The organism is Faecalibacterium sp. I3-3-89 (assembly GCF_023347275.1).
GTDB lineage: Bacteria > Bacillota > Clostridia > Oscillospirales > Ruminococcaceae > Faecalibacterium > Faecalibacterium butyricigenerans.
On record NZ_CP094468.1, the window covers coordinates 822,411 to 847,446 of the forward strand.

Genomic DNA, 25,036 nt, shown 5'->3' on the forward strand with positions numbered 1-25,036 from the left:
GTGATCAAGCATGAGTTTGCCAAAACGCGACGGCGTACATGACCGCTACTATCTGATCCACAAGCCGGACACTTCCCCGGAGTTGCTGGCGGAGGCGGATCTCTGCATTCAGGATGTGCTGAACGGAACCGCTCGTGAAAATCACTCCGCCTACCCGACCGTGGTGCGAAATCACAACGGGACACCCTTTCTTCCCAACCAGCTCCTGGAGCGGTATCTGTCCAAACTGCCTTTGAAGGGATTCCCCTATGAGGAAGCTGTTACATTCTGCGATGCCCTGCGGCGGTTGGTGGGCTGGCAGGAGATCCGCTATACATTGGAGAAATACATAGAAAAGCAGGTGCAGGAAAGGTATTTTGAGACTGGAGAAAAAGAGGATGATTTTACGCCTTACCCGCCTTGTACTGTGTGGCCGGAGCTGCGGCCGGAGGATGTGGATGAAGGTCTGCTGCGCTTTGCCTGCTATGTGGCTATCTGCCATACCGTGTACGGGCAGAGTTTTGAATCCCTCACCACTGAACACATCCTTGGCCTGGTTTCCCAGCTTCGCCCAGATATGGTGAAGCAACTGAAAACAGCCGGCAGCGGCAAATTACCAAAGGACATCCAGCAGCGTAAGACAGAGCATTTCACCGCATCGGCCAATGATGCGTTTGCTGCCATCCGCATCACCGCCAGGGACTCCACCGAGGAGTGCTATGCTGAAATCCTGGACTACCTGTGTGCGGTGTTGGAGCAGGAGGAATTTCCCCGCAGTTACTCGGTGGAGTTCCGTGGGAAGGAAAAACTCTATCTGCCTATTCCCGGCCTGCCCAAGAAGGGAGTCAATCAGCTCTTTGCCTGCGCTGTGCAGCACCCCAATCTGCATCCAGCTATGGAGCGATACGCTCGTCTGGCTATGCGGGAGTTTGAGTGGTACCAAAACCTTGCGGACGAAGCCTGTGCTATGCCTGGCACCTTTGCCGTGTTCGCCCTGGGACTGGAGGGAGAACAGTGGGCACCGCTGGTAGCAGAGTATTTGGATCTCTGTGACGACGAGCACTCCTCCCTGCAAGAGAAATTCCTTCATGCCTTGATCCGGAAGTTTGGTTTTCAAACATGGACACTGGGCGTATTGGTACGGGGCGCATTATCTATGCAGTGGCTGAAGCCTGCCAAGGAATTCCGCAGCCTGATAGCCAATGGGGAAAGCCTGGATGCACTGCTGGCAGTCAAGCGCCGCTTTTCCGCTTATCTCCTGCCGGAAGAAAACAAAGACCCGAAATTCCGGGCCATCGCTTGGCAGAGCCTGCTCTGGGCCATCTGGGGAAAGAATTCCGAAAATGGTGGTAGCAAGGTCATCAAGACAGCACCGAAGGAACTGAAAGAGAAATACCAGCAGGTATTTGCGTGAGGAGGGAGTAGAATGAACAGCGAACAGATCACAGCATTTTTGCAAGAGTATTGGTACATTGCCTCGGTGCTCATCGGGGTCGTGATTTTAATTGGGGCGATCCGCAACTGGAACTGGCTCTGCGACCCCACTGGTACGCGGGATGCCCATCGACACAGCAGAGGATACCGGCGGGTGGTGTTCTTTCTGTTGGGTGTCCTCCTGATTGTGGTGAGTATCTGGGGATTTGTGCTGAAATTGAAATAAGAGGTATATCTATGAAACTGAATTGTAAACGCATTGATTTTACATATACACCCGGTGAGGAAATCTTCAACTTTCCCGAGGAATCGGGACTACCCTTTATCTTCGATGTAGAGGAAGAACTGACCGGCGATCCTGCTGTCATGGATGCGGTGGGAGAAATGCTGGATGAGGCGGAGAAATTGGCGGAGAAGGCCAAAGCCGCCATCAAAGCGGCGCTGGCAGACGAGGACAGCCGCTACCATAGCGTTGTGACATTTTTCATGGAGTTCCATCGGGACGATGTAGGCCCGGATATTGTGGCGGAACTTTTTCCGGGAACCGACCCAGCCAAACTGTCCTTTGCTGAGATGGTTGACTTTTTGAAGCTCAAGCGGTTCGGCAGTCTGGTGGATAGCGAGATGAACCAGCAAGTTTTCATTCTGGATCTGTCCTTTAACCCGGAGATTACCGACGAACTGATGGTAATCTACTTTGATTTGAACAAGGAGATTTTCTGTATCACACATGAGAGCTGAGCGTGACTGACATACACGAGGAAAGGAGCAATCCCTATGAAAGCATTTGACCCCAATTACAAGCTGCTGGACGAGATGTATCAAGACGATTACTATCCTGCTTTTTTGGTGGACAAGGTAAAGGACGAACTCCAGAAAGTCATCGACCTGCTGGAGAGCGGCGAAACCAATACCGATGCGGTGCAGGAGACGCTGGACGAGGCGGTCTGCGGCATCAATGATCTCCAGGAGGAGTTTGACGAGAACGACAGCGAGATCGAAACGGTGGCGCGGGAATGTATTGCGGCAACCGTGGCCTACATTCTGGAGTGGTTTGGCATCCCCATTGACACCGAGGAGGCCATCCGGGAACGGGACTGGTGAACCCTATGGCAGAAAAAGAACTGGCCCTTTGTGATGAGTGCGGAAGCCTGTTTTTCAAAGGCTCCTCACAGATGATGGGGCTGTGCCAGAATGTGCCCATGTTCTCTATGGCTACCCGAATTGTGACCATCATTTTCAGGATGGCCGGTGTGTGAACTGCTATTGGGACGGCTCAAAGAGTGTGTACATCAAGAAACAGAATCAACAGGAGGAAACTGATATGCCTACAACTGAATGGCTGAACAAATACGAAGCAATCAAGGATAAATTGACCTGTAAAGATGACTTGGAGGCCCATTTCACAGAGAAAGTGATTGGGAACATGGCGGTGGATGTGCTGGACATCGGCACCGTCCATTTCCCCACCGGGCAGATTTTCGCCTGTGATCCGCTGGTGGAACTGGAGGACACTCTGCCGTTCCTTCAAACGATCCCCGCCGGAACTTATCCCGTAAAAATCTGCGTGGTGCCCAGCGAACAATACGGCGACCGCTATGCCTGCGTCAAGGTGGAGGTTTCTCAGGAAAAGCCTGTCCGCTATGAGCTGGGAATGGTGGGCAACGAGGATCTGGACGAGGAACTGGGAGAGGACGAGTATTTTGGCTTTGGCGTAGACGCCGGGATGGGCTGTGTCGCGGACATCCAGACCCAGGCGGCCTTCAAGGCATACTGGGCCAAGCGTTTAGAAGAAGACCCGGACATCGACCCCTACAACGACCTGTTCTGCGATCTTATGGAAGAAAACGCCAAAGCCTACCCCAAATATCAGGGGGACTGCGGCGACTGGCTCAACTGGACAGTGCCGGGCACGGACTGCAACCTGCCCATCTTTGCCTCCGGCTGGGGGGATGGTTACTATCCTGTCTACTTCGGGTATGACGCCAAGGGCAAAATCTGCGCCGTGTATGTGCGGTTCATTGACATTGAAGCCAGTTATCGAGAGCAGGATTAAAAATGTGACAGAACAAAGGAGAACACTATGAAAGACCTTTGCCAATACGGAAACCGGCCGAAGGACGAATGGGAAATCTTGCCCTGGATACCTGACCCGCGTCCGCCCTTCAAAATCTGGGTGAAGCCGGAGCAGATTGCGCCATTCTTTCTCATTCCCCACCACCCCTATGCGCTCTCCCTTCTGCTGAAAATCAACAATGGATTCCGGACGGAAGTATTCCGTCGGCTGGGACTGATTGGCAACAGCGAGGACTGGGAGCGGCTTGCCCGGGGCGTGATCCAGGAGTTCGAGGAAAATAACAGCGGCGTGGATCTGTTTCACTTCGACTCTGACGAGGATGTGTTCTGCGTGTACTCCCAATACATCGACGATTTGATGCTGCTGTCCAAAATGATCCGGGCGGCCTGTGACAATGAAAAAACGATGGGGATGTATCTGAACATGAGCGAGGTTGCGAAAGCATGAAAGATTTGACCACTCAAACAGGGATTATAGTAAAATGCAGTAAAACGGCCATTGAATTTTTCCAAAATGCTCAATCAGTGGATTTCTTCTCTGCACTGGAAATTCCGAAGGAATTCCAAGACATAGCGGTTGAGTTTTATGATTTGATTATGGAAAACGATCATCTCGCGGCCTTGCTGGGCTGTCGCGGCAATTATGATATTGCAATACAGATAGATGAGGTAACCGGCACCATGACGGGGTGGCATTGGTTCAAATGAGGGAAATGGAATGATGGAGTACATCAAGCTTTTTTGGGAGGACGCACCGGAGGGAGAACCGTCGGTGATCCTCTATGAAGTGGATACAGAAAATGAGCGGCTGGCCCTCCACTCCATTGACATCTTTGCAGATGGCCGCACCCGCAATATCCCTGACCTTTACGACGGCGCCATCGAGATCACGCCGATCCCCACCGTGGAGGAATTGAACGCCCATGTCTGGGGTGAGGAGTTCCACGCCTGCGTCATAGAGCAGGCGGAATTTGAGGCCGCCTGGGAAAGCCACACCTATGATGGAGCGTTAAAGTAGCCAGGAGGAGACACTATGAACAAACCTATAAAAGCCAAAAATCTGCCGTTGTTCTCCATCATTGACCTGGACCAGCTGCGCCGGGAAAAACATCTGGAGGGCACAGAAGTGACAGACTTTTTCACGGCAAGGGATGGAAAAGTCTATCTTCTCATGGAACAGCCGTCCGAAACACAGGGTAAGGACTGGCTCAGCACTCCTTCCACCTATACCGCAGTGGAAATCCAGCTGGATTGGGCGGAACAGCGGGTGCTGGAAACGACGCTGTTTCCTCTTGGCCTCTTGAAGTTCCAGTTTCATTATTTGCGGCCCGCAGGTGATCACTTCCTCCTGCTGGGGGCAAGATGCGCCTATCGGGAAAACGGCCCCGACCAGAACGCCTGGATCGTCAGCCGGGACGGAGCTGTGCTGTCCCGTTTCTGCCTGGGGGATGGCATTCAAGACTGTGTGGTAAAAAAAGATGGCACCATCATTACCAGCTACTTTGACGAAGGTGTATTTGGTAATTACGGTTGGGATGAACCTCTGGGTGCTTGCGGCCTGATTGCATGGACATCGGAGGGAACTCCTCTCTGGAAGAATGAGAACTATTCCATCTATGACTGCTACGCCATCAGCCTGGACGAAGAAGAAAACCTGTGGTTTTATTATTACGATGAATTCCGGCTGGTGCGGACGAACTTCAAAGAGGACTTTGTATTTGAACTGCCAATCGAAGGAAGCGGAGCTTTTTCTGTTGCCCCGTCCGGCAATACCTTCCTGTTTCAAGGCGGATACCAGCAACGGGATAAATTCTACTTCCTTACCGCTCATGGTGATCACCTTGGGAAAAAACAGGAGGCTATTCCCACCTGTGACGGAAACAAGGTCGCTGTGGAGCAGTGCAGCCTGCTTCGCAGCCGGATGTTGTTCCTTGGAAAAGATGGTGTGCTCTATGGAGGTATTTGGGGGAGCGATGGCCAATGAAACAGTCTGATATTTATACCGAGGCTCTGACCTGTCTGCGCTCCATCCTTCTGGCAGACCATCCAGAGTTCCAAAACTGGATCGACTGGTTGGAGCGGGACATTCAGGACTGGAACCAGCGGCGGGAGGTTGCCCACCATCTTCGGGCATACGGAGGTATGGGCTCGTTCAACGACCTGCCCAGTATGCGTGGAAATCACGACTATATTTTCGACTTTCTCAAGTCCGTGTGCTATGCCTTCGGCCATCTTTATGGCAAACGGGAAGGCATTTCTCCGGAGGCATTGATGGAGGAGTGCCTGCACGATGTAGAGCAGGCAGCCTATCACCCCCATAAGGCACTGAACCAAGCCATTGCCCAGCACTTGATGCAGGGCGATTTACAGGAAAACCTGGATAGGCTGTAGGAGGACTTGTTATGAACAAAAGACTATTCCGCACCCAATTCAATCAAATGGAAAACATCGAGAAGCAGGTGCTGATGGAGAGCCTGGCTGCCCGTTATGATATGACCTTTCTCGGTCTACATACTTTTGACCGCTGGGGCCAGAGCTGCACCACCGGCATCTTCAAGAAAGATGGTCGGGAGTTCGTCTTTGTCCCCGGCGATACCGTCACCCTGGGCTGGGAGCAGTTTGCCGTGGGATTGAATCAGGAGAGCCGGGAGGAATTGGAGTATCTGTTCCGAGAATGGGAAATGGAGCGGGACCCGGAGGAGATGATTCGGGAAAGCATGGCTCCTGTTCGGCAGGCGGCCATTGGACCCATGCTGGTGGGCCGGGAGCTGGAGGAAATTAACTGGGAGCCAGTCAAAATGGATGATCCCAGACTGACTGTCCACCCTGACTGGCTGAAGGAATTCCGTGATTTTGCCTGGAGTGACAGCAGCAGTCTTACCTTGCATCAGTCGGCCCGCATTGAGCGGACGGAAAAGGGCTTTCAGATCTGTATCTATAACCACACAGACTACGATGCGCTTCTTGCCATGCTGGAAAACAGGGGCTTCTCCCTGCCCACGGCGGACGAGTGGGCCTACCTGTGTGGCGGCGGGTGTCGGACCCTGTTTCCATGGGGAGATGGGTTAGACTACTCCATGCGTCTGCACTGGTTTGAGAACATGGATGAGGATGAGAACCGGCCCTATGACATGGAGGAGCCCAACTTCTTCGGCCTGTCCATCGCCTACGATCCCTATATGCGGGAAGTGGTGCAGGCTGATAGGCTTACCACCTGCGGCGGTGACGGCGGATGCAATATCTGCGGTGGGCTGGGCCCATTTCTCGGTTTCCTACCCTGTTCGCCCCACTGTAAGCCAGAAGTGCAGGAGGACAATGAACTAAACGGAGATTATGACTTTTATCGGCCTATCATTCGGTTGGAGAACTATGATTGACAATAGAAGCTTGATACGAAATAAAGAAAGAGAGGTGCCGACATGGGAGCATGGGGCATAAAAGCATTAGAGCGTGACGAAGGGTTGGATGTACTGGACATCCTCAAAAATGAATATGTACCGGAGCATCCGGTAATGGATCTGGGCGAGATGATCGAACTGATGAAAGAGGAAGTCATGCTGGGATCTGACTTCTCACAAATCGACTTCCTCTTTGACAATACTGCGATGGCTCTGGCGGAGCTGTATTTCCAATGGAAGGATAACAGCAAACTGGACTACGATCATGAAGAAGCTATATGGGATAAAGTCACCGGTTTCACAGCATCCAAAGAAGCCCTTGCTTTCCTGCTGCGGCAGCTCACCGACATCAAAAACGAGGTGCCGGACGAGGACGGCATCCGTGAGATTGTGGATCTTTGGAAGAACGAGGACAGCGGTGAGATCGCTCCTGCGTGGTTGGAACACTTGAATCAGCTCATTGATCGACTGGATTCAGAACAGGAGGCACGACAAATGTATATCAAAAAATACTGGGGCAACTTTATTGGCGGTTCCGATGACAGTCTGAACCTTGTGGCATTTTTGGAAGACCAGAAGAAAGAGGAGATCCCCCTCAGCGAGATATTTGCCAAGATTGGGCTGGACAAACAAAACTGGGACTTCCGCCAGACCGTGGAGTATCTGGAGTTTACACACTCCGATGGCGTGGAGATGGACTTCCACTTCGCCATTGATGTGGTCACTGATCTGGCCGCCATCCTGCTGGAGTGCAGCGTCAGCGGCAGTGTAAACCTTCAGGATCTGGACGAGTACAACACCCCTGCCCGCCGCATCCGCATCACCGTCACGCCAGAGGAGCATGACGCCATGAACAAGGCACTGGCGGATTTTGCCCAGAATCCGCTGGAATATGACCTCAGTGAGATGATGGACAACGAGGAGATCCAGGAGATGGCTCGGGATGTGGAGGCGCTGCGGAAGGAACTGTACGAGGCCGCTGGCCGCAACCGGGACTACCATGTGAAAGCGGAGGATGTGAAATCTCTGCTCCCTGACTGGAAGGGTGCCGATGGCTGCATCGCCACCAACCGCATCACAGTAGAGGGCCGCAAGGTGGGCTACTGCTACAGGGAGGAGCCGGACGGCGGCTGGGACAGCGGCTGGCGCTTTACCGCCGGTGATGAGAGCGACGAGTACATGGACGACCCTAACAACGCCGGGATCTACAAGCTGAACACGATCTGCAATGACGATCCCGACATCATCCCTTTGCTGAACACCCCCGCTCCCTGCGCCTTTGAGCGGGATGAAAATGGCGTGTTCCAGCAGATCAAAGACTGGAAACCAGATGAGGACGAGGAGGACCCTGATATGGATATTTTGAAGCAGTGCCAGAAGTGGCATGAGGAGGACAAACACCAGAAAATCGTTGACGCACTGGAGGCAATCTCTGCCGAGGAGCGTACCCCGGAAATGGATATGGAGCTGGCCCGCGCCTACAACAATCTGGCGGACTCCAGCGAGCCGGAGGGAAGGAAGCTGCTTCACCAGGCACTGGAACTGATGCAGTCCCATGAGGAGGAACTGGGAGATACTTATTCCTGGAATTTCCGTATGGGGTATGCCTATTATTATCTGGATCAGGAGGGCCGCGCTCTGCGGCATTTTGAAAAAGCTCTGGAACTGCATCCCGGTGATGATCCGAAGCTCAACACCCGACAGGACATGGAGGAACTAATTGACTCGTGCAAGAAGGGTATTTCTCTGCCGCAGTTCTGGGAGTGCTTCCGGGAACGGACAGAGAACTGGTGGGAAACCTTTGCCGAGATGGAAGCAGAGCTGCGCCAGATGATGGACGAGGACAAAGATCACACCCGCGGTGCGGAGATCGTGGCCCAAATGGAGGAAACCCTGAATTTGGTTTTTGACGAGATTTCCTTCGAGATAGGCTTCAACGGCGAAAAGCATGAGCTGATCCTCACCCCGGAGGGGGATAAGGTCAAACTGTTTGAGCTGGTCTACTTCCAGAAGCACGCCCCCAAGGAGGTGCTGGAGCACTGGAATATCCTTGTGGGCCGTCAGCCTTTCCAGAACATCGGCCTGCGTATTGAGGATGGCTGGGACATCTCCGGGGAGGATGTGCAGATCTGGCTGGAGGAGCAGGGTGAAAACAGCTTCGCCATCTCCGCCTACTGCGAAAAGCTGCTGCCTATGCTCCGGGAGGAAGAAGGCCGGGCCTGGTGGATGCTCACTACCTTCACCGACCAAGTGCTGGGCGAGATCTCCCACATGAGATACATAGACAGCTTTGATGTGCTGGAGGAACCCAAGGCAGAGCCGTCCTTCCTCCTGTCCCAGCTGCCCGACAAACTGCGGGAGCAGGGCCTGGAGCTCTCCACCGACCCGGAAGCCTATCTGGAGAGCTACCTTGGTTACAAAATGGAACCCAAACAGGACCCGGACGCCGATTGGCGGCTGGATGTAATGGCCGGTTCCACCTGCTGTGTGCCGCTCATCAACGGCTATCTGAATGCCGACAATGATTTTATGGACGATCTCCATGCCGACGGCGCGGTGGCGGGCTTCTTCTGCTATCCCCTGGATACCCTGCGGGAGGAGGAAGGCAGTCAGAAAATTTTCGACTTCCGGGACAAACTGGAGGAAGTGCTCACCGGCGGGGATGGTTCGGAAGTGCTCACTCTCACCGGCGGGGCTACCGGCCTCTACTGTGGCTATGTGGACTTCATCGCCTGGGACATCCAAGAGGCGCTGAACATGGCGAAAGAGTTCTTTGAAGGCACGGACATCCCATGGGCCATCTTCCACACCTTCCGCCGTGAAGCAGGTTCTGTACCCCTAAAGCAACAAGATGATGGGCCAGAAACTAAGAATCAGGATGACGAGTTGAATGAAACGCTTACGGGCATGGACTATATTCCTTACACCCAACAGAACGCCGAAGCATTCTTCGCTCAGCTGGAGCAGTGGAACGCCGAAGACGAGTACACCCGCTGTATCCAGGCACTGAATGCCATCCCGGAGAACTGGAGGAACTACCGCACCGCCTACGCCCTGGCCCGTGCACTGGAGAACTACGCCATCATCGGGGACCATGACGAAGGTACTTTGAAATCCAAGGGAGACAAAGCCCTTCTGAGGGCCATTGAGGTGCTGGAGTCCGTCCGGGAGGAAGGCCAGGACAAGGCGGAGTGGAATATGCGGATGGCCTATGGCTATCAGTATCTCTATGGTCAGGAGGAAAAGGCCATCCCCTACGCCGAGCGGTGGGCGGAGCTGGACCCCGAGGACGAAAATGCCCCGGCAGTAATTCGGGAGTGTAAGGCGGAGATCCGGAAACGCCAGCGCAGCCGGAAGAAGAAGGCCAAATTCGTGCCCGGTGATACTCCATTTGAGGGCTTCGACCTCACCAACTTCTGGGATGATAATTGGTATGCACTGAAAGAATATGTCAGTGATCCGCCTTCCGATGAGCTGATCGCCAGCGTGGAGGAGGAACTGGGCTACAAGCTGCCCGCCGCCTACATCTGGCTGATGAAGCAGCACAACGGCGGCATTCCGGTGAACACCTGCTATCCCTGCGATGAACCTACCAGCTGGGCAGATGACCATGTGGCCATCACCGGCATTTTCGGCATCGGACGAGAAAAGAGCTGCTCCCTCTGTGGAGAGCTGGGCAGCCAGTTTATGATCGATGAGTGGGAGTATCCTGCCATCGGCGTGGCCATCTGCGACTGTCCAAGCGCCGGACACGATATGATTTTCCTGGACTACCGGGCTTGCGGTCCCCAGGGAGAGCCTGCGGTAGTCCATGTGGATCAGGAAAATGACTATAAAATTACCCATCTGGCAGATAGCTTTGAGGAATTTATCCGCGGACTGGAGCATGAATCCCTCTATGATCCGGATGAAGATGTAGAGGGTCTTGAGGATGACGCCGACGAGGAGGAAACCGACCATAAGGGTTCCTTTGCCGGATCTGTGCTCCTCTCCAAAGCAGAGTGGGACAAGGAGCAGTTGATCCGAGATCTGCGGGAAGAATGGGGTATCGTAGATGAGGAGCCGGATGAGGGCGACGAAGATGTTGAGAACAGCGATGACGCTGTGGTAATGCGGGTCGGCGGCATGATGCTGATCGTGACACTCTTCCACGGTCACATCCCGGACAATGAAGCGGAGATCAACGCCGAAAACAACTATATGTGGCCAGAGGCCGTAGAGGTGGCCAAAGCGCACAAGGCCCATATCATGGTGGCTGTATTGGGCGAGGAGGAAAAACTGCTGGAACGGGGCAAGCTGTTCACCAAGGCGATGGCAGTGTGCTGCAAGCAGAAATACGCCACCGGTGTCTACACCAGCGGCGTGGTATTTGAGCCTCGTTTCTATGAGGGCCTTGCCGATATGCTCAAAGAGGACGAACTGCCCATCTTCAACTGGGTTTGGTTCGGCCTGTACCGGAGCGAGGGGGGCCTAAACGGCTACACCTACGGCATGGATGTGTTTGGCAAGGAGGAAATGGAGGTGTTGAACACCGACGCTGAGCCGGAGGAACTGCGGGACTTTTTGGCCAGCCTTGCCTCCTATGTGCTGGCGTGTGATGTGACACTGCAAGACGGCGAGACCATCGGTTTTTCTGCGGACGATAAGCACACCATCACCCGCAGCCCCGGCGTCTCCCTGCCGGAGGAACAGATGACCCTGAAGATCGGTTACGAGCCTATAAAGGGAGATCCGGAGGATGACAGCTGCGACCACTCAGACAATGATGACACGCAGGATGAGGAAGAATTCAGTAATCCCGAAGTCTACACCGAGGAGGAGATGGAAGCCGTCGAGGGGCACATTGAGCAGTATTTCGGCAAGTTCGAGAATGTGTTCCATGAGCTGGTTTCTCCCGACATCCATGTGGACATCTGCGTGGTGCCGCCCTCTGAGGAGCGGGACTACTGCACCCTGGTCACCATGGGCATGGGCGCTCACCGGATGAATGTGCCGGAGGAACTGGCGGAATATAAGCTGGAGCGGGCGGAGCTGGCCATTGCCCTGCCTGCGGACTGGAAGCTGGATCAGGAGTCCATGAAAGACGAAAAGTGGTACTGGCCCATCCGCCTGCTGAAATCCTTGGCCCGCCTTCCCATTGCCAGCGATACCTGGCTGGGCTTCGGCCATACCATGGACAATGAGGAGGATTTTGCAAAGGACACAAAGCTGTGCGCCGCCATTCTGACTGGTCCCCAGGATACCGAAGATGGCAGCGAGGTCTGCATCCTGCCGAGTGGCGAGGAGGTCAACTTCTATCAGGTGATTCCTCTCTACCGGGATGAATTGGAATATAAGCTGGCCCATGACGCGGACGCCCTGCTGGGCAAAATGAACGGCATCAGCTTTGTGGTGGAGCCTGATCGCCAGGATGCAATCACCCGTGGCACCCTTTCCAATGATGATTTTGACGGTGAGATGGACGATGCTTCCTATCATATCGAGAGCATTGAGGAGAAGGAACTGCCTATTGACCCCATCAATGCTTATAACCACATGGCCATCTACCTGCGCTGGTGTATGGAGCACGACCTGATGGGCGAGGACTTCTTGAAAGAATACAGCGAAGTGACCAAACAGGTCAAAGCTGATCCTGCCAATGTGGATCTGAGGGAGTTTATCCGGGATGAGCTGGACGGCTGTCTGTTCTCTGTGCTGTTCAATCAGCAAGGCCGTGCCTTTGCAGGCTATTACTACGGAGAGGGCGACAGCCCCTACTATCCTGCCGATGTTGACGACAACGCCCTCCGCTTCTTCGGCCCGGAGCGGTATCACTCCGATGAGTTCCAGGATGAAGCCTACCTGTTCATCCCCTTTGACGAGGACTACTATCAGGCTATGGCAGAGGTGATCGAGGAACGCTTCACCAACTGGCAAGGACAGGACTTCGACGGGGACACGCTGGAGCCTTCCGAGGTGGCTCAGGCCATCATGGAGTATCTGGACTGCGAGTGTACCTATTTCCCATCCATGGCAGATGATGACCCCATCATGTCGGCATACAGCTACGCCCAGCGGCTGGGGGTACGGGAGGGCTTTGTTCCCGTGCTTATCCAGGCGGATGATGAAACGCTGTTGGAGTGTCTGGTAATGAACGCCGATTCGGAGCATGACGCGGACTTCTATGAATTTGACCTCAAAACCGTAACGGAGTACCGGAAGAAGGTGCTCTCCGCTCCCATCAAGGACGGAAAGGCGATTTTGGAGGAATTGACCGGCCAGCGCAAGGAAGAAGCCGAGGACGATGATCTGGACTGGGATGAGGAAGTCCTGGGCGAGATGGAGGGCGGAGAACCCAACGACCGCTTCGCAAACTATTGGAACGATGATACCGGAATGACATATCCGCTCATTCTGGCTAAAATTCCGGTAAAGAACCCCTGGGAGATCTTCGCCTACCTGCCCTTTGGAAATTGGAATGAGTGCCCCGACACGCCGGACCTGATGGCAGTGGCGAAATACTGGTTCGAGCAGCATGGTGCCATCCCTGCCGCCATGAGCCACGATGAATTGGAGTTTGAACTTCCGACTCCGATCTCCAAGGAAAGAGCTATGGAAGTGGCTGTGGAGCAATATGGCTTCTGCCCAGATCTGGATCAGAATGAGGATGGAAGCATTGGCTCCTTGGCAGATGTCCTGTGGCAGTCCACTGTCTGGTATTTCTGGTGGGATTGATGGGAGGTGCGACCAATGACAGAATATCAGAAAACCTATATCGAACTAAAAAAACAGTTTGTTGCGACCAATGAAGGTCCAGACAATGTCCGCGCTCTATATACCTTCAAGGAAGAACTTGAGCAGAGTGAGGATCAGCAGGCCAAGGAAGTGCTGGTGGATGTATATGACCTGCTGGACTTTAAGAAGGACGCCTACGAACTGCTCTGCCAAATCGGAAATCGTTCCGATAAAAAGACCCTCAAGCGGCTGGGCACGCTGAAGGACTATGCGGAAAACTGGGGCAATCATTATGCTCTCCCCAAGCCCAAAACGCCGGAGGAAAAGCAGAAAGAGAAGGAACGGCAGGCCCAGCTGGGCCTGCCCGCCTTCCGGTATCACCCAAACCCTCTGGAAACTGGGGCTTTTGAGGAATCCGCAGACGGCGTTGTCTGCGACTGCTGTGGCAAGACGACCCATATTTTCTATACAGCCCCCTTTTACGCCGTGGAGGATATTGCATATCTGTGCCCAGAGTGCATCGCCAACGGCGAAGCAGCCCGGAAATATGACGGTAGTTTTCAAGATGATTTCTCTGTGGATGATGGTGTAGACGATCCGGAGAAGCTGGACGAGCTGATCCACCGCACCCCCGGCTACTCCGGCTGGCAGCAGGAATACTGGCGCGCCCACTGCGGCGACTACTGCGCCTACCTGGGCCATGTGGGTGCCAGAGAACTGCGGGCCCTGGGTGTGCTGGAGGAGGTACTGGACGATCCGATGTGGGACGATGAGCAAAAAGAAATGATCCGGGAATCTGTCAATGGCGGGCATCTGCAATGCTATCTGTTCCAGTGCCTCCACTGCGGAAAACACCTGGTCTGGATGGATTTTGATTGAAAAGGAGACATTACTATGGGACTTGACATCTACGCCGGGACGCTGACCCGGTACTATTCTCACAACTGGAAAACTGTTGTGCAGCAGTGGGCGGAGGAAAACGGATACTCTTTCAACCGCATCACCCCGGACGGGGAACCTGCTGATAACGAGGAAGAAATGTCCCCGGCTGAGGTCCAGGCGGCGGTGGAGAACTGGCGGGATCAGATCTTGAGCGCCATTTCTCAGCCGGGCCAGCCCCCCTACGCTCCCTGGCTTGAAGATAATGAGAAACCTTATTACACCGACAAGCCGGATTGGGATGCCTTCGGCGCTATGCTGCTGGTGGCCGCCTGTCGTACATACGAGGAACCGGTGCCTTCCACCGTGGAGAAGGACTGGATCTTCGGGGAGCATCCTCTGGTCGCCCGCCTTGCATCAGATGAGGAGCGGGTGTGGTCCCTGTTTCGTGGGGCTACCTGGTGGCTCCCTCTTTCTGACAGCTTTCTGTTCCAAGGGTCCTTGCCTACCGATGACACCGCCGCTATCGCCACCTTGGGCGGACTGCGGAAGGAGCTGGAAAAGCTGAACCAGCTGGCGTGGCAGGCCGATGAGGACACTATCCTTGGCTGGGCAGACACGGAGGGATACCCGGTAGACGGAACCGTAGACTCAGATGGACAGTACAGCAAGGCAGACATCCCGGAACACACCCAGTATGACACTCAATCCCTTGCCAAGTTTGCCTTCTCCATGTTCTGGCGGGCCATGCGGTTTGCCGAGGAACAGCAGGTGCCTATCCTGCTTGATTATTAAGGAGGAAACCAAATGAGCAATAAAGCTTTCCAGCAAAATCTGGACGACAAAAAAGGCCCCCAGCCCGGAGGTCCCTATCTCATTCAGATGCTGTTCAAAGAGCCGGTAGAAATGCCGGATAAAGAAAAAATGACTGCCATAATGGAGAAGCACATCGGATCAACAGAGTGCTTCTGTTATGATAAGAAAATGGCCGGCTTTGCCGCCCTGGATCATGTCGCGGAATTTCAGGACGGCAAGTGCCCGGTACAGCTGATGGTGATGAAATGCGACAAGTTCAAGGGCAAAGGCTTTGATGCCTTTCTGATGAGCCAGATGTGGGACTGCCAGGAGGACCGTGACCGGATCTTCCGGGAGTGCAAATATCAGGTGGTGGCCACCGATATGCTGACTGCGGCGCTTCCAGCGCTGGAGCGTGCCAACCTGGATGCCGACTTTCTGGAGGCTCTGGCAGAGCTGTACCCCACCTGTGAGGCGTTCTATTTCCAGAACTGCGGCAAGCTGTTTCTGGCAGAGGATGTGCGCTCCCATCAGATTGAGGGGCCGGATCGGTTCATCCGCTTTGGCGTCAATGTCCGTTTCTTCAACATCGAGGGCACGGAGGATATGCTCATCGACACGGTGGGCATGAGCACCCTGTTTTTGCCGGATCTCCAGTACCACTTCCACGGCATGGACCCCAACTGGGTGGTAAACCACGCCTATAATGTTGCGTCCTATATTCTGGAGCATGATAACCCCATTGAGGATGGGGAAACCATAGACGGCGTGGCGGATGGCCAGATGTGCCGGGAGATCCAGTGGAAGTGCCAATATGAAGATGCCTTGATCCAGCCGCCCAGAGGGGTGCTGGACATCAACATGGGAAACTATGCTTCGGGAGGACGCTGAATGAATGGCGTTGTGCTCCTGGTAGGCGGACTTCTGCTTGTGGCGGTGATCAAGCTGATTATAGATCGAAATTGGATCGGCCTGCTTCTCTGTGCTGTCGCCCTGCTTCTGGTCTTTGGGGCTGGACACCATACAAAATAGGCCATTTTAAGAATCGAGGAGGTGAAGTATGCAGAATTCAACAAATATGCGGATACTGGAATTACTCCGGTTTCTCTATGAGCGGACCGATGAAAACCATCCCGCCACAGTATCTGACATCATTGCCCATCTGAATGGAAAAGGAATTCAGGCAGTGCGGCAGACTGTTTACGCAGATACCAATGCGCTGATCGATGCGGGGATTGATATTGTGGTGGTTAAGAGTACCCAAAACCAATATTTTATGGGAAACCGCCTGTTTGAGTATCCAGAACTGAAAATGCTGACAGACGCAGTAGCATCCTCGAAGATCATTTCTGCCAAGAAGTCTGAGGAGTTGGTGCAGAAATTATGCCGTCTGACCAGTCTACATCAGGCAAAGCAGCTTCAAAAATTTGCTGCTTTATCCAGCCGTGTCAAACCGCATAATGAAAAGGTTTACTACATCATTGACAATATCCAAACAGCGATTGGAAACCATCAGCAAATTCGGTTCCAATACTATGAATATACTCAGGAAAAAAAGAAAATCTTGAAGCATGATGGATATTATTATGTCGTAAATCCTTATGCGCTGGAATGGAAAAATGACCACTATTATTTAATTGGATATTCTCTGAAGCATCAGAAAATTGCTCACTTCCGTGTAGATCGGCTAACAAGCGTAGAAAACCTTGAAACTTGCTTTATGCCAGTAGAGGGATTTGATGTAGCCTCCTATACAAACAAAATGGTTGATATGTTTACATCAGAGTCATCGAAGGAAGTAACCCTGTTATGTGAAAACGAACTGATGCGTGTAATCATAGACCATTACGGAGAAGATGTCCCTGTTGAGAGGTATGATGACGGGCACTTCACAGCCAAAATTGAAGTGAACCCCAGTGGAACTTTTTATGGCTGGATATTCAAATTCAAGGGGAAAATAAAGATTCTATCCCCAAAAGAGTGCATTACAGAAATACAGCAAATCGCTCAGGAATTTATATAGCGCAAAAGAGGTGTTATTGATTTTTAACACCTCTTTTCAAATGAAATTTTTATCCTTGAAGTGAACAGATGTTCGATATACAATATAAGCAAGATGTTCGCAGTTCGTCGAACAAATGAGAGGTGAATGCTGTGGGCAATATAACTTTTGGATCATTTATAGCCGAGAAACGCAAGGCGCACAAATTCAATTTACGCGATACAGCCAAGCATTTGAATATTGCTTACGGCTATCTGTGTGATATTGAACAAAGCCGCCGTCCTGCACCCAATGGAGATTTTGTGGAACGCATCTCCGCCTTTCTGAATTTGGATAAATCAGAACATGAGTTGCTTTTGGATCTGGCTGCAAAATCACGCAATACAGTATCTGCTGATTTGCCAGACTATATCATGGAAAAAGATATTGTTCGGGCAGCCTTGCGTGTGGCAAAAGAAGTAGACGCTACCGATGAAGAATGGCAGACATTTATGAAAATGCTAAAGGAGCGTAAACGATAGGGGGGATAGCTTTGTCAATTCCACAAATCCGTACAGAAGCAATCGAGGCGGTAGGGCGAAAAATCCTGATGGAATATGATCCCTCTCTGCTATCCGGGCAACCATGTTCTGTGCCAATCGAAACCATTATCGAGACAAAGTTTGATCTAATCCTGGAGTTTCATACACTAAGAAAAAACCCCAAGATATTAGGGGAAACAATTTTCGATGACGGTGCCGTTGTTTTATATGACCAGATACAGAGACAGTATCGAATGATTGCAGTAAGAGCCGGTACAATCTTAATTGATGAACGGCTTTGTGATCCATCAAAATTAGGGCGGCTCCGTTTTACCTGTGCCCATGAGCTGGCTCATTGGGTACTACATAAGAAGTTATACTCCGGTACTGGAGATGTTGCTGCTTATAACGGAAATGTTTCTTCCGACGAAAGTCATGGCATAATTGAGCGTCAGGCGGATACCCTGGCCTCTGCTCTGCTGATGCCTTTACCGCAGATCAAAAAATGTTTTTACCGGCTTAGAATAGGCCGGACAGATGAACAGCTCATTGCTGAAATGGCAAATATTTTTGAGGTTTCCAAGCAAGCAATGCAGATTCGTCTAAAATCCAGAAACCTGATATAACCAAATGGGGGAATAGAGAGAGGCACTGCCCTCTCTCACGCTCCTCTGCTATGCTATTTTGTACCTAATATGTTCGCAATATTGCGAACAAGGAGGGATGTTCTATGAGAAAAGAAAGCACAACAATCCAAAAATGTAACAGCAGGCTAACAGCTTTGGGGCTTAACAGCGACGCTGCGTTTCATAGAAGTAAGCTGATTCTAAAGATTTACCGTGATGTAGTCTGGGTTCTGAGTGAGCGGGCAGAAGAATTACAAGAAACCGCTTGGATAATGGGAGAACAAGATATAGAGTCCGGCCTCTGCTATCTTGAAAATTTTGCACCAGATATTGAACTGCAAGCCTTTGAAGAAAAAGTTTGCTGCCTTGTTCAAAATCAAATGCTGGTCAATATTATTGACCGTGCACTCCTTCGTCTGAAACGGTATCCGGATCGAGGAGAACTTTACTATGAAATTTTGACTAAGCAATTCATCTATCGGTTTAACAGTACAGAGAAAGAATTGCTGGAAGAACTAAATATAGAACGCAGTGTCTTTTATGACCGAAAACGAGAAGCCATCTATTTATTTTCTGTTTGCTTGTTTGGATATTCTATTCCAGAAGTCCTGGAGGAGCTGCCCCGACTAAATTCCGACTAAATCCCGACAAGTCCCCGACCTAATCCCTACTCCCTTCCGACTTCCGACCTGCTATACTTGGTATAGTGGCAGGAATGCGCTAAATTGAATACTTTTCTACATAAGGCCCGGCATTAACCGGGCTTTTTTCATTCCTGCTGCAATATGGCGGCAGGAACATGGCTGGAGGTGAAAACACTTCCGGCCTTTTTCTTTGCCCGGTATTAGGAGGCCGGTATGCGCTGGGAGGCGTACATAGCAAAATATCCATGACACCGTTCAAATTCGCTGCCTACCAAGAATTTGAACGGAGGAAAGGATATGACGAGAGTATTCATTTGGAAAAATAACAGCCCACAGGAATGGGAGGAAATCAGTTTTTCAGCGTTCAGTAAGGCACGCCGCAATGGTTGCTTTACTGGGCGCTTTTTTGTTGAAACAGTCAAAATGTTCCGTGATGAAGATGACCGCATTATCATGGAATGTTCTCGCAAAGATTTTGAAAAATACCAGCAGGAGGACCGCCACAGCCGCTATCTCCAGGAACATGAGAAAAGTTGCTCTATATTCCCGGCTTCTCATGTGGGAGATCGTGACGGCACAGAGGAAGGTTATCAGGATACAGATTTGTTTGTGGATGAATCTGTTGATACTGCGGAACAAGCTATTCAGAATTTACTTCTTGAGGATTTACACCAAGCTCTATTGAAACTGAGTCCGGCAGAACGAGATTTTATATTGTCCTATTATGAAATGAAGATACCAAATGCAACTTGTTTAGCCCAACGATATGGTATTACTCGGCAAGCCGCAGATAAGCGATTGAAAAAAATCGAAGAAAAAATAAAAAAGTTGGTTGCGATTTTCTAAAAAAGTGGCAGTAGCAAGTGAGAGGGAAATCCTTTCACTTGCACCTTGACAACCTCATATACGAATCATTAAGTTTGATCCTCTTTGGGCGTAATAGCCGCTACATCAGCGGTATATTTTCTGAGAGCTGCCACTCACATAACAGGCCAACCCATTTTTGCTGTATAGATGAGTTTGCGTTTTATCAGAAATATATCAGGCTGGAATACATCGGATGGCATCCGGTCATGGCATAACAAGGAGGAAAGCTCTCTTACAGCCATAGTCCGAGCGTGATAACAACCGTCGCAGGCCATGGGTAAGACCAAACGAAGTGGAGGTGAAATTCCTGAGAAGCAGGCCAGCCATCTGCGGCTTAATGATTACCCAAGTCCCTGGGGTGTCGTGGACAAGTAAGGGATAAAACAGGCGCTAAATTGAAGGAGACTCTGTAATTTGCAGAGCCTCCTTCTTACATAATCAAATCTCAAAACATAGGAGGATGAACATGAAAGAAGATTGGATTTATAAGCGTGGGGATTTATATTATGCCAATTTGAATCCTTATTTTGGATCAGAGCAAGGCGGCACCCGTCCTGTCCTGGTTCTTCAAAACAATGTGGGGAATTTTTTCTGCCCCACTTTGATCGTAGCTCCGCTCACCAGTAAATGGATTAAGAAAAAGGAGCTGCCCACACACTATGCACTGGAGAGCGTTCCAGAGCTTGGACTGAAATCTGTTGTTCTGCTGGAGCAAATTAAAACGATTGATAAAAGGCGTGTTTTATCGTACATTGGGCGCGTATCTCGCGAAGAAATGAGAGCGATTGATGATGCTCTGCAAGTTAGTTTAGATATTCATATTCCGGAGGAAATGGAGGCTCCGTAAGGCCACTTACCGGATAAAGGAGGCGTTTTTATGTTTGAAGCAAGAATTGCGGAATTGAACCGCTTTAATGAACAAAATCCTGTCAGCTATGACAAAAGAACCTATACGGTCGATGAGATTCAGGACATTCTGGGTATCAGTCGTCCCACAGCATATAATCTGGTAAAACAAGGTGTATTCCACAGCGTCAGAGTCGGCGGTCATATCCGCATTTCCAAAAAGAGCTTTGATGACTGGCTGGATCACGCAGATGAATGATTTGTCAAGGATGCCGCTCTCCAAATCGACATCCTTAACTTTTTTTCTGCTTTCTCTTACAATGAGGCCATAGCAAGAAAAACTTTATAGAGGAGGCAAAAGCCATGCAAAAACAAAGAGTAAAGACCAGTATGTCTGTACCAGAGATGGGCAAAATGCTTGGGCTTGGTAAAGTAGAATCCTACTGGTTGGTTAAAAAGAACTATTTCAAAACAATTCAAGTGGCCGGACGAATGAGAGTTATGCTGGATAGCTTTGAAGATTGGTATGCCGGCCAGTTCCACTATAAAAAAGTGGATGGTACACCGCCCGGAGAGAAATGGAGGCATACTACGATGTCAGTTCCGGAAATGGCGGATCTTTTGGGGCTGAAATCTGGCACAGCTTATGACCTTGTTAAAAGGGGCTATTTTGAGACGATCTTGATTGATCGAAGAATTCGTATCATTACCAGCAGTTTTGAAGCCTGGTATCAAAAGCAAACTCATTATGTGAAAATCTCAGAAAGGAGCAATGAAAATGGCATCTATCGTGAAGCGTAAAAGCAAATATTCTGTGGTGTATGATTACACAGATGAAAACGGAAAACGCAGACAGCGTTGGGAAACCTTCAGCACAAATGCAGAAGCAAAAAAACGAAAAAAGCAAATTGAGTATGAGCAGGACTCTGGAACCTTCTTTATTCCTACGGCAAAGACCCTGAACGATCTGCTCGATGAATATATGTCCATCTATGGTGTAAATACCTGGGCAATGTCAACATATGAAAGCCGCCGTGGTCTGGCGAGAAACTACATAACTCCTATTATCGGAGATATGTTACTATCCGACATCACTCCAAGGATGATGGATAAGTATTACCGCGATCTGCTCTCTGTGAAAACGGTAAGCGTCAACAACCGCAAACCCACAAGCGAATATCTGACCCCGCATACAGTAAGAGAAATTCACAAGCTACTTCGCAGTGCCTTTAATCAGGCGGTGCGTTGGGAACTAATCAGCCGTAACCCTGTCCTGAATGCGACACTTCCCAAAGAAGAACATAAAGAACGGGATATATGGACTGCCGAAACGCTGAGCAAGGCGATGGAAGTCTGTGATGATCCTATCCTCTCCCTTGCCTTAAATCTGGCGTTCTCCTGCTCTTTACGCATTGGCGAAATGCTGGGCCTTACCTGGGACTGCATTGATATTGCACCACAGAGCATAGAAAATGGTTCAGCTTATATATTCGTCAACAAAGAGCTGCAACGGGTTACACGAGGTGCATTGGACGATTTGAGCGACAAAGGTGTTATTAAGAAGTTTCCACCTTGCATAGCCAGTACCCATACTGCTCTGGTCCTGAAAGAGCCTAAAACCAAAACCAGTATTCGCCGCGTGTACCTGCCGAAAACAGTTGCCTATATGCTGGTAGAGAGAAAAAAAGAAATCGACGAGCTGATGGAGCTGTTTGGAGACGAATACATCGACAATAACCTGGTCTTTTGCTCCAGCAATGGCCGTCCGATGGAAAGCCAGGTGATTAACCGTGCTTTCAATAAACTTATCAAAGAAAACGGACTGCCTCATGTTGTATTCCATTCTCTCCGTCACTCCAGTATCACCTACAAGCTGAAACTCAATGGCGGCGATATGAAATCCGTCCAGGGCGACTCTGGTCATGCTCAGGTAAAAATGGTTGCAGATGTCTACTCTCACATCATCGACGAGGATCGCTGCATAAACGCTCAGCGATTGGAGGAAGCATTTTACTCATCCAAGACTCCTGACCCTGTTGAAGATACAGAGCCTAAAACTGCGGATACTGCCGTCACTGAAAGTGATGAAAGTGATGCAGCGAAGATACTGGAACTGCTTAAAAATCCCGAAACTGCCGCACTGCTCAAGCAGCTGGCAAAAGCTTTATAAAGTCCCTCCCTCAGAAGAACGCCTCTCACTTTGTGAGAGGTTTTCTTCGTTTGAACCACTTTGCACAGTGACCAAACACTTTTTTTGTTAGCAAGGTTCTGAAAGCATTTTTGAGCGATGTTAGCAAATTCGCGATTTTGTTTGCAACTTCCTCTAATTTCTGCTAACAAATGTTTGCAAGTTCCTTTGGTAAAAATCGAACCTCTGACTTACCGCCTTTCTTAGCAAAAGGCCAAATCTCGTTAGCAAATGTTAGCAAACCAAGGTTTTTTGCAAAAAAGCCACAAAAGCCGCAGAAATAAGAAAAGCCGAAAACCCTGATAAATCAAAGGTTTTCGGCGTGTTTGCTGGCGTCCCTGGCGGGATTCGAACCCACGGCCTTTCGCTTAGGAGGCGAACGCTCTATCCTGCTGAGCTACAGAGACTTATATTAAATTGAGACTGGCAACGATCACTTTTCCCCGTAAGGCAGCTGGTAGAGCACAACCTTAGGAGGGGGACGCTCTATCCAACTGAGCTACTGAGACACACCACAAATATAATACCGCAAATGGAGCATAAAATCAAGTTGAACCGGAGAGAAAAAAGGTGTATCCTATAAGAAGAGGCTTCTGCGCTGGGGGAACTTTGCGCGGAGGCGCAGAACGACTCGCCCCTCCGGCAGATGGCCGGAGGCGGCCCGGGAGGTTGCAATGGGAAAAACCAAAAAGAAAGAATGGACGCTCCGCCGCCCCAACAAGGGCTGGCTGGCGGGCAGCAGCGCAACGCAGACCATCTGCATCAGCTTCCTGCTGGTCATCGCGGTGGGGACGCTGCTGCTGACTCTGCCCATTTCCAGCAGGACGGGGCGGCTGGGGGTCATCGACGCGATGTTCACCGCCACCAGTGCCACCTGTGTGACAGGTCTGATCGTGCGGGATACATGGAGCCAGTTTTCGCTGTTTGGGCAGGTAGTCATCCTGATGCTCATTCAGGTGGGCGGCCTTGGCCTCGTCACCCTGACCAGCTTTTTTGCGCTGGCAGCCCGGCGGCGGATGGGCTTCCGCGACCTGCGGCTGCTGGGTGAGAGCGTCTCGGCAGATGGCCTGTCCAAGGCTACCGAGGTGCTGAAGATCGTCATCAAGCTGGCAGCGGCCTTCGAGGCCGTGGGCATCGTGCTGCTGCTCTTCGCCTTCGTGCCCCAGTTCGGCGCAGAGGGCGTGTGGGTCAGCGTGTTCACGGCTATTTCGGCCTTCTGCAATGCAGGCTTTGACCTCTTTGGGCAGTTTGGGGCCTATTCCTCGCTGGTGCCCTATGTCAACAACTACTATGTGCAGGCGGTCGTCATGTTTATGATCATGGCCGGAGGCTTGGGATTCATGGTCTGGGTGGAGCTGGCGGAGTACCGCAAAAAGCGGCGTCTCTCCCTCCACGCGAAGGTCGTGCTGCAGTTCTCGGCCATCTTCTGGGTGGGCGGTGCGGTGCTGCTGGCCCTGCTGGAGTGGTCGAATCCCAAGACGATGGGCGGCCTGTCCGTCCCGAGCAAGCTGATGGCGGCGCTGTTCCAGTCGGTGTCCACCCGTACCGCCGGTATGAATACCATCGACCTCGCAGCGTGCAGCCCTATCAGCAAGCTTCTGATGAGTGTGCTGCAGTTCATCGGTGCGGCCCCCGGCTCGACGGGCGGCGGCGTCAAGGTGACGACCTTTGCGGTGCTCATCCTGACCATCCGCAGTGTGGCACAGGGCCGCGACGACTGCGTCATCGGCGGACACCACATCGAGTCCAAAACGGTCTACCGCGCACTGACCATCATCGTCCTCGGCGCAGTGGCGGCGTTCGGTTCGGCTGTCGTGGTCTACTACAACACGGCTGAGACGGTGTCGGTCATCGACTGTATCTTCGAGTCCTGCTCGGCGTTCGGTACGGTGGGCCTGTCGGTGGGCGTCACAGGGCAGCTGAACACCGGCGCAAAGCTGCTGTATATGGCTTGTATGTTCATGGGCCGTGTCGGCCCGGTGTCGCTGGCCATCAGCCTGACGGCCAAGCCCGACGACAACAAGCGGAAGGTGCTTCCGGTGGGCCACATCAACGTGGGCTAAAAAG

General features: G+C 51.5%; 26 protein-coding genes and 1 tRNA gene. 26 read left to right on the forward strand and 1 reads right to left on the reverse strand.

The annotated features are described in order from the left end of the window. Positions 1-10: 10 nt before the first annotated feature. The 25 genes from MTP38_RS03920 to MTP38_RS04040 all read left to right on the forward strand — a co-directional run bounded on the left by MTP38_RS03920 (position 11) and on the right by MTP38_RS04040 (position 22,951). Positions 11-1,393, forward strand: coding sequence for a DUF6138 family protein (locus tag MTP38_RS03920; RefSeq protein WP_117499829.1), 1,383 nt, complete (start codon positions 11-13; stop codon positions 1,391-1,393). 12 nt (positions 1,394-1,405) lie between these two features. After that, positions 1,406-1,639, forward strand: coding sequence for an immunity 17 family protein (locus tag MTP38_RS03925; protein ID WP_117499828.1), 234 nt, complete (start codon positions 1,406-1,408; stop codon positions 1,637-1,639). An 11-nt stretch (positions 1,640-1,650) separates the two neighbouring features. Next, positions 1,651-2,154, forward strand: coding sequence for a DUF2004 domain-containing protein (locus tag MTP38_RS03930; RefSeq protein WP_002588985.1), 504 nt, complete (start codon positions 1,651-1,653; stop codon positions 2,152-2,154). A gap of 36 nt (positions 2,155-2,190) precedes the next feature. Continuing rightward, positions 2,191-2,517, forward strand: coding sequence for a DUF5713 family protein (locus MTP38_RS03935; protein ID WP_117499827.1), 327 nt, complete (start codon positions 2,191-2,193; stop codon positions 2,515-2,517). Positions 2,518-2,522: 5 nt separating this feature from the next. Then, entirely contained in the window at positions 2,523-2,672 is a 150-nt protein-coding gene (locus MTP38_RS13700; RefSeq protein WP_006059601.1) for a hypothetical protein, read from the forward strand. A gap of 65 nt (positions 2,673-2,737) precedes the next feature. Then, complete coding sequence (locus tag MTP38_RS03945; RefSeq protein WP_117484456.1) at positions 2,738-3,469, forward strand: DUF4241 domain-containing protein; 732 nt, start codon at positions 2,738-2,740, stop codon at positions 3,467-3,469. A 27-nt stretch (positions 3,470-3,496) separates the two neighbouring features. After that, positions 3,497-3,937: an immunity 51 family protein gene (locus MTP38_RS03950; protein WP_249234322.1), complete on the forward strand. Its 441-nt coding sequence runs from the start codon at positions 3,497-3,499 to the stop codon at positions 3,935-3,937. Continuing rightward, positions 3,934-4,197, forward strand: a complete 264-nt coding sequence (locus tag MTP38_RS03955; protein ID WP_006773010.1) for a hypothetical protein — start codon at positions 3,934-3,936, stop codon at positions 4,195-4,197. The genes MTP38_RS03950 and MTP38_RS03955 overlap by 4 nt, the downstream gene beginning before the upstream one ends. Before the next feature lie 10 nt (positions 4,198-4,207). After that, a complete protein-coding gene (locus MTP38_RS03960; RefSeq protein WP_006773009.1) occupies positions 4,208-4,507 on the forward strand; it encodes a DUF6881 domain-containing protein in 300 nt (99 codons plus the stop codon). A 15-nt stretch (positions 4,508-4,522) separates the two neighbouring features. After that, a complete protein-coding gene (locus MTP38_RS03965) occupies positions 4,523-5,473 on the forward strand; it encodes a hypothetical protein (RefSeq protein WP_006773008.1) in 951 nt (316 codons plus the stop codon). Continuing rightward, positions 5,470-5,880 carry a DUF6966 domain-containing protein gene (locus MTP38_RS03970; protein ID WP_002588992.1) on the forward strand — a complete coding sequence of 137 codons (411 nt, stop codon included), beginning with the start codon at positions 5,470-5,472 and terminating at the stop codon, positions 5,878-5,880. Before MTP38_RS03965 ends, MTP38_RS03970 begins: the two co-directional genes overlap by 4 nt. Positions 5,881-5,891: 11 nt before the next feature. Beyond that, on the forward strand, positions 5,892-6,866 hold the full coding sequence (locus MTP38_RS03975) for a hypothetical protein (protein ID WP_002588993.1): 975 nt from the start codon (positions 5,892-5,894) through the stop codon (positions 6,864-6,866). A gap of 516 nt (positions 6,867-7,382) precedes the next feature. Further along, positions 7,383-13,601, forward strand: coding sequence for an immunity protein Imm33 domain-containing protein (locus tag MTP38_RS03980; RefSeq protein ID WP_442900561.1), 6,219 nt, complete (start codon positions 7,383-7,385; stop codon positions 13,599-13,601). A 15-nt stretch (positions 13,602-13,616) separates the two neighbouring features. Further along, the gene (locus MTP38_RS03985; protein WP_020225633.1) at positions 13,617-14,480 is read left to right on the forward strand and encodes a CbrC family protein; all 864 of its coding nucleotides are present in this window, start codon (positions 13,617-13,619) and stop codon (positions 14,478-14,480) included. 15 nt (positions 14,481-14,495) lie between these two features. Next, on the forward strand, positions 14,496-15,275 hold the full coding sequence (locus MTP38_RS03990; RefSeq protein ID WP_002576912.1) for a hypothetical protein: 780 nt from the start codon (positions 14,496-14,498) through the stop codon (positions 15,273-15,275). A 12-nt stretch (positions 15,276-15,287) separates the two neighbouring features. Continuing rightward, positions 15,288-16,166 carry a DUF4261 domain-containing protein gene (locus tag MTP38_RS03995; RefSeq protein ID WP_215676523.1) on the forward strand — a complete coding sequence of 293 codons (879 nt, stop codon included), beginning with the start codon at positions 15,288-15,290 and terminating at the stop codon, positions 16,164-16,166. Between the two features lie 169 nt (positions 16,167-16,335). After that, a complete protein-coding gene (locus MTP38_RS04000) occupies positions 16,336-17,298 on the forward strand; it encodes a helix-turn-helix transcriptional regulator (protein WP_117499825.1) in 963 nt (320 codons plus the stop codon). A gap of 131 nt (positions 17,299-17,429) precedes the next feature. After that, positions 17,430-17,798 carry a helix-turn-helix domain-containing protein gene (locus MTP38_RS04005; RefSeq protein ID WP_002569119.1) on the forward strand — a complete coding sequence of 123 codons (369 nt, stop codon included), beginning with the start codon at positions 17,430-17,432 and terminating at the stop codon, positions 17,796-17,798. A gap of 68 nt (positions 17,799-17,866) precedes the next feature. Next, positions 17,867-18,424, forward strand: coding sequence for an ImmA/IrrE family metallo-endopeptidase (locus MTP38_RS04010; protein WP_425518609.1), 558 nt, complete (start codon positions 17,867-17,869; stop codon positions 18,422-18,424). A gap of 104 nt (positions 18,425-18,528) precedes the next feature. Further along, on the forward strand, positions 18,529-19,065 hold the full coding sequence (locus MTP38_RS04015; RefSeq protein WP_002569117.1) for a hypothetical protein: 537 nt from the start codon (positions 18,529-18,531) through the stop codon (positions 19,063-19,065). 300 nt (positions 19,066-19,365) lie between these two features. Then, positions 19,366-19,914: a sigma-70 family RNA polymerase sigma factor gene (locus MTP38_RS04020; RefSeq protein WP_024739394.1), complete on the forward strand. Its 549-nt coding sequence runs from the start codon at positions 19,366-19,368 to the stop codon at positions 19,912-19,914. A gap of 487 nt (positions 19,915-20,401) precedes the next feature. Continuing rightward, entirely contained in the window at positions 20,402-20,782 is a 381-nt protein-coding gene (locus MTP38_RS04025; RefSeq protein WP_002569115.1) for a type II toxin-antitoxin system PemK/MazF family toxin, read from the forward strand. A gap of 30 nt (positions 20,783-20,812) precedes the next feature. Next, complete coding sequence (locus MTP38_RS04030) at positions 20,813-21,040, forward strand: helix-turn-helix domain-containing protein (RefSeq protein ID WP_002569114.1); 228 nt, start codon at positions 20,813-20,815, stop codon at positions 21,038-21,040. A 104-nt stretch (positions 21,041-21,144) separates the two neighbouring features. Beyond that, complete coding sequence (locus tag MTP38_RS04035) at positions 21,145-21,582, forward strand: helix-turn-helix domain-containing protein (protein WP_117440306.1); 438 nt, start codon at positions 21,145-21,147, stop codon at positions 21,580-21,582. Next, positions 21,560-22,951 (forward strand): tyrosine-type recombinase/integrase, encoded by a 1,392-nt coding sequence (locus MTP38_RS04040; protein WP_117440307.1) that lies wholly within the window; start codon positions 21,560-21,562, stop codon positions 22,949-22,951. Before MTP38_RS04035 ends, MTP38_RS04040 begins: the two co-directional genes overlap by 23 nt. A 348-nt stretch (positions 22,952-23,299) precedes the next feature. On the opposite strand, the gene MTP38_RS04045 is transcribed toward MTP38_RS04040, so the two are convergent. Then, positions 23,300-23,376: transfer RNA gene (locus MTP38_RS04045), tRNA-Arg, on the reverse strand. Between the two features lie 267 nt (positions 23,377-23,643). Here MTP38_RS04045 and MTP38_RS04050 point away from each other — a divergent pair. Continuing rightward, complete coding sequence (locus MTP38_RS04050; RefSeq protein ID WP_249234324.1) at positions 23,644-25,032, forward strand: TrkH family potassium uptake protein; 1,389 nt, start codon at positions 23,644-23,646, stop codon at positions 25,030-25,032. Positions 25,033-25,036: the final 4 nt, after the last annotated feature.

Bases quoted from the DNA above. Each gene is read 5' to 3' on its own strand.
- MTP38_RS04030 (WP_002569114.1), top strand. From the start codon at position 20,813: ATGTTTGAAGCAAGAATTGCGGAATTGAACCGCTTTAATGAACAAAAT.
- MTP38_RS04010 (WP_425518609.1), top strand. From the start codon at position 17,867: ATGGAATATGATCCCTCTCTGCTATCCGGGCAACCATGTTCTGTGCCA.
- MTP38_RS03990 (WP_002576912.1), top strand. From the start codon at position 14,496: ATGGGACTTGACATCTACGCCGGGACGCTGACCCGGTACTATTCTCAC.
- MTP38_RS03985 (WP_020225633.1), top strand. From the start codon at position 13,617: ATGACAGAATATCAGAAAACCTATATCGAACTAAAAAAACAGTTTGTT.
- MTP38_RS04025 (WP_002569115.1), top strand. From the start codon at position 20,402: ATGAAAGAAGATTGGATTTATAAGCGTGGGGATTTATATTATGCCAAT.
- MTP38_RS03955 (WP_006773010.1), top strand. From the start codon at position 3,934: ATGAAAGATTTGACCACTCAAACAGGGATTATAGTAAAATGCAGTAAA.
- MTP38_RS04000 (WP_117499825.1), top strand. From the start codon at position 16,336: ATGCAGAATTCAACAAATATGCGGATACTGGAATTACTCCGGTTTCTC.
- MTP38_RS03975 (WP_002588993.1), top strand. From the start codon at position 5,892: ATGAACAAAAGACTATTCCGCACCCAATTCAATCAAATGGAAAACATC.
- MTP38_RS03970 (WP_002588992.1), top strand. From the start codon at position 5,470: ATGAAACAGTCTGATATTTATACCGAGGCTCTGACCTGTCTGCGCTCC.
- MTP38_RS04020 (WP_024739394.1), top strand. From the start codon at position 19,366: ATGACGAGAGTATTCATTTGGAAAAATAACAGCCCACAGGAATGGGAG.
- MTP38_RS03960 (WP_006773009.1), top strand. From the start codon at position 4,208: ATGATGGAGTACATCAAGCTTTTTTGGGAGGACGCACCGGAGGGAGAA.
- MTP38_RS03980 (WP_442900561.1), top strand. From the start codon at position 7,383: ATGTATATCAAAAAATACTGGGGCAACTTTATTGGCGGTTCCGATGAC.
- MTP38_RS03930 (WP_002588985.1), top strand. From the start codon at position 1,651: ATGAAACTGAATTGTAAACGCATTGATTTTACATATACACCCGGTGAG.
- MTP38_RS03945 (WP_117484456.1), top strand. From the start codon at position 2,738: ATGCCTACAACTGAATGGCTGAACAAATACGAAGCAATCAAGGATAAA.
- MTP38_RS03950 (WP_249234322.1), top strand. From the start codon at position 3,497: ATGAAAGACCTTTGCCAATACGGAAACCGGCCGAAGGACGAATGGGAA.
- MTP38_RS04015 (WP_002569117.1), top strand. From the start codon at position 18,529: ATGAGAAAAGAAAGCACAACAATCCAAAAATGTAACAGCAGGCTAACA.
- MTP38_RS03965 (WP_006773008.1), top strand. From the start codon at position 4,523: ATGAACAAACCTATAAAAGCCAAAAATCTGCCGTTGTTCTCCATCATT.
- MTP38_RS03920 (WP_117499829.1), top strand. From the start codon at position 11: ATGAGTTTGCCAAAACGCGACGGCGTACATGACCGCTACTATCTGATC.
- MTP38_RS04035 (WP_117440306.1), top strand. From the start codon at position 21,145: ATGCAAAAACAAAGAGTAAAGACCAGTATGTCTGTACCAGAGATGGGC.
- MTP38_RS03925 (WP_117499828.1), top strand. From the start codon at position 1,406: ATGAACAGCGAACAGATCACAGCATTTTTGCAAGAGTATTGGTACATT.
- MTP38_RS04040 (WP_117440307.1), top strand. From the start codon at position 21,560: ATGGCATCTATCGTGAAGCGTAAAAGCAAATATTCTGTGGTGTATGAT.
- MTP38_RS03935 (WP_117499827.1), top strand. From the start codon at position 2,191: ATGAAAGCATTTGACCCCAATTACAAGCTGCTGGACGAGATGTATCAA.
- MTP38_RS13700 (WP_006059601.1), top strand. From the start codon at position 2,523: ATGGCAGAAAAAGAACTGGCCCTTTGTGATGAGTGCGGAAGCCTGTTT.
- MTP38_RS03995 (WP_215676523.1), top strand. From the start codon at position 15,288: ATGAGCAATAAAGCTTTCCAGCAAAATCTGGACGACAAAAAAGGCCCC.
- MTP38_RS04050 (WP_249234324.1), top strand. From the start codon at position 23,644: ATGGGAAAAACCAAAAAGAAAGAATGGACGCTCCGCCGCCCCAACAAG.